Consider the following 3590-nt stretch of genomic DNA (forward strand, 5'->3'; position numbering starts at 1 on the left):
ACATCCGTGATCTGGAGCCGGCTCACTGCTCATACGCGGTCAGCAGGTAGCGTCTCGGCGTCATTCGGCAACACAAGGTGTCCGAAATCACGACGGCCCGCGCATGCGGGTGCACGTAACGCACCAACAATCCCCTCGCCTGCCCCGTAGCCCGACAGTGCGAACAAGTCCTCCCCACGTGGAGGTCCTACCGGTATCAACCGACCGGCACGGCCTCCTGACGCCGGGCGTCCTCGCGTGGCCGCAACTCTGTAAGGGCGCCGATGGCCGCAGCCTCGACGCGCACCATCTCGTCGCTCACGTCACGCAGAACCTCCGACATCGGGATGTCGAGTGCGCTGCAGATGGCGGCCAGCAGCTCAGATGACGCTTCTTTGCGCCCCCGCTCGACCTCCGAGAGATATCCGAGACTGACACGTGCTGCCGCTGAGATCTCGCGCAGGGTACGGCCCTGAGCTACCCGACGGCGTCGGATGACGTCACCGATGAGGCGCCTGACGAGTACCATGGGCCACCCCTTTCAAGGTCGGTCTCGACACTTGCGTACTACCACCGTACCTCCCAGACACCCCATCGCGTCGCGGAGGACGGCTTGTGAGTACATAACGTGTCGTACGCCCTGGTGATTCCCGGGGGGTGATCAACCGCCCCTGGGGCGCCGTGCTGGAGCCGCCGGTCGATGCTCACGGGACCACGGGCTCAGCCAGGAGCCGCAGAGCGGTGGCGACGGCAGCATGCCGGACGGCGCTCCGGTCTCCGGGCACTCGGTCACCGTCAAGGAACGAACGAACGACGGCCCGCTCCGGCGACGAGAGTGCGACGTACAAGGTCCCCGGTGGATGCCCGTCCTGCGGTTCCGGCCCGGCGACGCCCGTCGTCGCGACCCCGACGTCCGCTCCGAGACGCGCGCGCACACCACGCGCCATCGCCGCGGCCGTCTCCACGGCCACTGGCCCGTGAGCGTCCAGAATCCCCGGATCAACCCCCGCCAGCCACTCCTTGGCGAACGTCGCGTACACCACGACGCCGCCCAGCACCACCGACGACGACCCAGGCACCGAGGTCAGCGCCGCGCAGACCAGGCCTCCCGTCAACGACTCCGCCGTCGCGACGGTCAGGCCGCCGGTCTGCAGCGCTCGTATCGCGGCCACGGCCAGCTGGTCATCCCAAGGCTCCAGCACAGACAGGTCTCCGCTCAGGCGGTCGTCACCGGACATGGACGGCTCGGACATCGGGCAGGCCTACGACGTTTTGCCGCGGCGCAGCCGGATCGCCTGCAGTACATAGTCGGCACCGGTCACGACCGTCACCGACACCGCTGCGGACATCATCGCCACCTGGATCGGCTCCCAACCGCCGGACAGCGGCAGGATGTAGAACCCGAGGGCCAGGGCCTGCAGCGTGGTCTTCACCTTCCCGCCACGACTGGCCGGCATCACGCCATACCGGATCACTGCGAAGCGCAGCGCCGTGATCCCCCACTCGCGCACCAGCACCAGCACCGTCACCCACCACGGCAGCTCGTCCAGCGCGGACAGCCCCACGAACGCCATCCCGGTCAGCGCCTTGTCGGCGATCGGATCCGCGATCTTCCCGAAGTCGGTGATGATGCCGCGTCTGCGGGCGAGCTCGCCATCCGCCCGGTCCGTCGCCATGGCCAGCCCGAACGTCACGAACGCGGCGATGCGCGACGCGTCGTCCGCCCCGCCGTCGCGCAGCAGCAACCAACCAAACAGCGGGACCAGCAGGAACCGCAGAATGGTGAAGGCATTCGCGACGTTCCACACGCTCGATGAGGGCTGTGAGTGGGGACGCCGGAGGTCGGACACCCCTCCAGCCTAACCATTGGCCGCGCGACTCAACCCACACACGTCGCGCGCAACGCCGTCGACCCGCCCGGGTTGACGCCGATCACCGAGGCTCAGGGCACGGACCTCCTTGTCTCTAATAGTCTCGACACGTGAGCACCGACCCGGTACCGCACGTGCATTCTCCGCCATCGGCACCACCGGCACTGGCGCTGCGCGGCCTGGTCAAGCAGTTCGACGACACAGTCGCCGTCGCCGGTCTCAGCCTCGACGTACCGGTCGGCTCATTCTTCGGCCTGGTGGGACCGAACGGCGCCGGCAAGACGACCACCTTGTCGCTGTCCACGGGACTCTTGCGACCGGACGCCGGGACCGCTTTCGTCCTGGGCCACGATGTGTGGAGCGACCCCGTCACCGCCAAGCGGCTCCTCGGCGTTCTCCCGGACGGCCTCGCCTTGTTCGACCGGCTCACCGGAACACAACTGCTCGAGTACATCGGCCGGCTGCACCAGCTCGAACGGCAGCTGGCGCAGCAACGAGCGGCAGAGCTCCTCGACGTCCTCGACCTCAGCGACGCCGGCGACACGCTCGTCGTCGATTACAGCGCCGGGATGATGAAGAAGATCGGTCTGGCGTGTGCTCTGATCCACGGGCCGCGCATCCTCGTACTCGACGAGCCGTTCGAGTCCGTCGACCCGGTGTCCGCCACGACCATCCGCAGTATCCTGCGGTCCTTCGCGGCCAGCGGGGGCACGGTCGTGCTGTCGAGTCATGTCATGGCTCTGGTGGAGCAGCTGTGCGACCAGGTGGCGATCATCGCCGACGGCCAGGTGCTGGCCTCGGGTGCCTTGAACGACATCCGTGGTGACGGTTCTCTGGAAGAGCGGTTCGTCGGGCTCGTCGGCGGCCAGCGAGATCTCGGAGATGGCCTGGCATGGCTGCGGACTTTCGCGGACTGAGCCTGCGTCCCGACGACGACGGCGTCCCCGGGTCGGCGGGGTCGACGGGGTCGGCTGGGTCGACGGGGTCGGCTGGGTCGGCGAGCGACGATGCCGTGCCCGGCCGTTCCGGGAGCGGCGGCGCATACGCCGACATGGCATACATCGTCCGGCTCTTCGTCGGCCTCAAACTCCGCCTCATCGGCAACAGTCTGAAGGGCTCGAACGCCAGGCTCGTCGCGGGCCTGATCGGGGCCGCCACCGGATTCGGCGTGATCGTCGCCGGCATCTACCTCACCGTCCAGCTGCGTCACGTCGATGCCGCCGACGCGCGGCTCCTGCTGGTCCTCATTGGCAGCCTCGTGGTGCTCGGCTGGGTTCTGCTGCCGGTGCTGATCTTCGGCATCGACGAATCGATCGATCCGCGCCGGTTCGTCCTGCTTCCATTGCGTCGTAAGACTCTGCTCGCTGGGATGCTGGCCGCCGGCTTCGTCGGAATACCGGCCGTCGCAACCCTCACGGTCTCCATGGCGACCGTGGTGACCTGGTCACGGGGCACGATACCGGTGATCTACGCATTCGCCGGGGCGCTACTCAACGCGCTGCTGTGCGTCGTCGCCAGCCGCACCGTCACCACCTCCCTGGCCGGCATCTTCCGGTCCCGCCGGATGCGCGACCTGGCGTCCGTCGTCGGGATGCTCGTGCTCCTCTCCGTGATGGCATTGCAGCTCAGCCTCCCTTCGATGGCCCAGCTGGCCACTCGGCGGGCCATGGACACGATCTCCGACGCGCTGGCATGGACACCGCTCGGCGCCACTTGGGCCGCCCCCTACGATGCGGTGTC

General features: G+C 68.1%; 4 protein-coding genes and 1 pseudogene. 2 read left to right on the forward strand and 3 right to left on the reverse strand.

The features are described 5' to 3' along the window. Positions 1-196: 196 nt before the first annotated feature. The 3 genes from ELR45_RS42100 to ELR45_RS11865 form a co-directional block, all read right to left on the reverse strand. Positions 197-508 (reverse strand): helix-turn-helix domain-containing protein, encoded by a 312-nt coding sequence (locus ELR45_RS42100; RefSeq protein WP_129666200.1) that lies wholly within the window; start codon positions 506-508, stop codon positions 197-199. Between the two features lie 175 nt (positions 509-683). Next, complete coding sequence (locus tag ELR45_RS11860; protein ID WP_240759492.1) at positions 684-1232, reverse strand: CinA family protein; 549 nt, start codon at positions 1230-1232, stop codon at positions 684-686. Between the two features lie 9 nt (positions 1233-1241). Then, positions 1242-1829 carry a CDP-alcohol phosphatidyltransferase family protein gene (locus ELR45_RS11865; protein ID WP_129666202.1) on the reverse strand — a complete coding sequence of 196 codons (588 nt, stop codon included), beginning with the start codon at positions 1827-1829 and terminating at the stop codon, positions 1242-1244. 131 nt (positions 1830-1960) lie between these two features. Here ELR45_RS11865 and ELR45_RS11870 point away from each other — a divergent pair, with 131 nt between their 5' ends. Further along, positions 1961-2767 carry an ABC transporter ATP-binding protein gene (locus ELR45_RS11870; RefSeq protein ID WP_240759494.1) on the forward strand — a complete coding sequence of 269 codons (807 nt, stop codon included), beginning with the start codon at positions 1961-1963 and terminating at the stop codon, positions 2765-2767. After that, positions 2743-3590: pseudogene (locus tag ELR45_RS35035) on the forward strand (collagen-like protein); the annotation flags it as partial. The gene ELR45_RS11870 and the pseudogene ELR45_RS35035, both read left to right, overlap by 25 nt.

The organism is Phytoactinopolyspora endophytica, from assembly GCF_004138495.1.
Lineage (GTDB): Bacteria > Actinomycetota > Actinomycetes > Jiangellales > Jiangellaceae > Phytoactinopolyspora > Phytoactinopolyspora endophytica.

What these genes read in the sequence shown, in the direction of transcription:
- ELR45_RS42100 (WP_129666200.1), bottom strand. Translation starts at nt 508, where the DNA reads ATGGTACTCGTCAGGCGCCTCATCGGTGACGTCATCCGACGCCGTCGG.
- ELR45_RS11860 (WP_240759492.1), bottom strand. Translation starts at nt 1,232, where the DNA reads ATGTCCGAGCCGTCCATGTCCGGTGACGACCGCCTGAGCGGAGACCTG.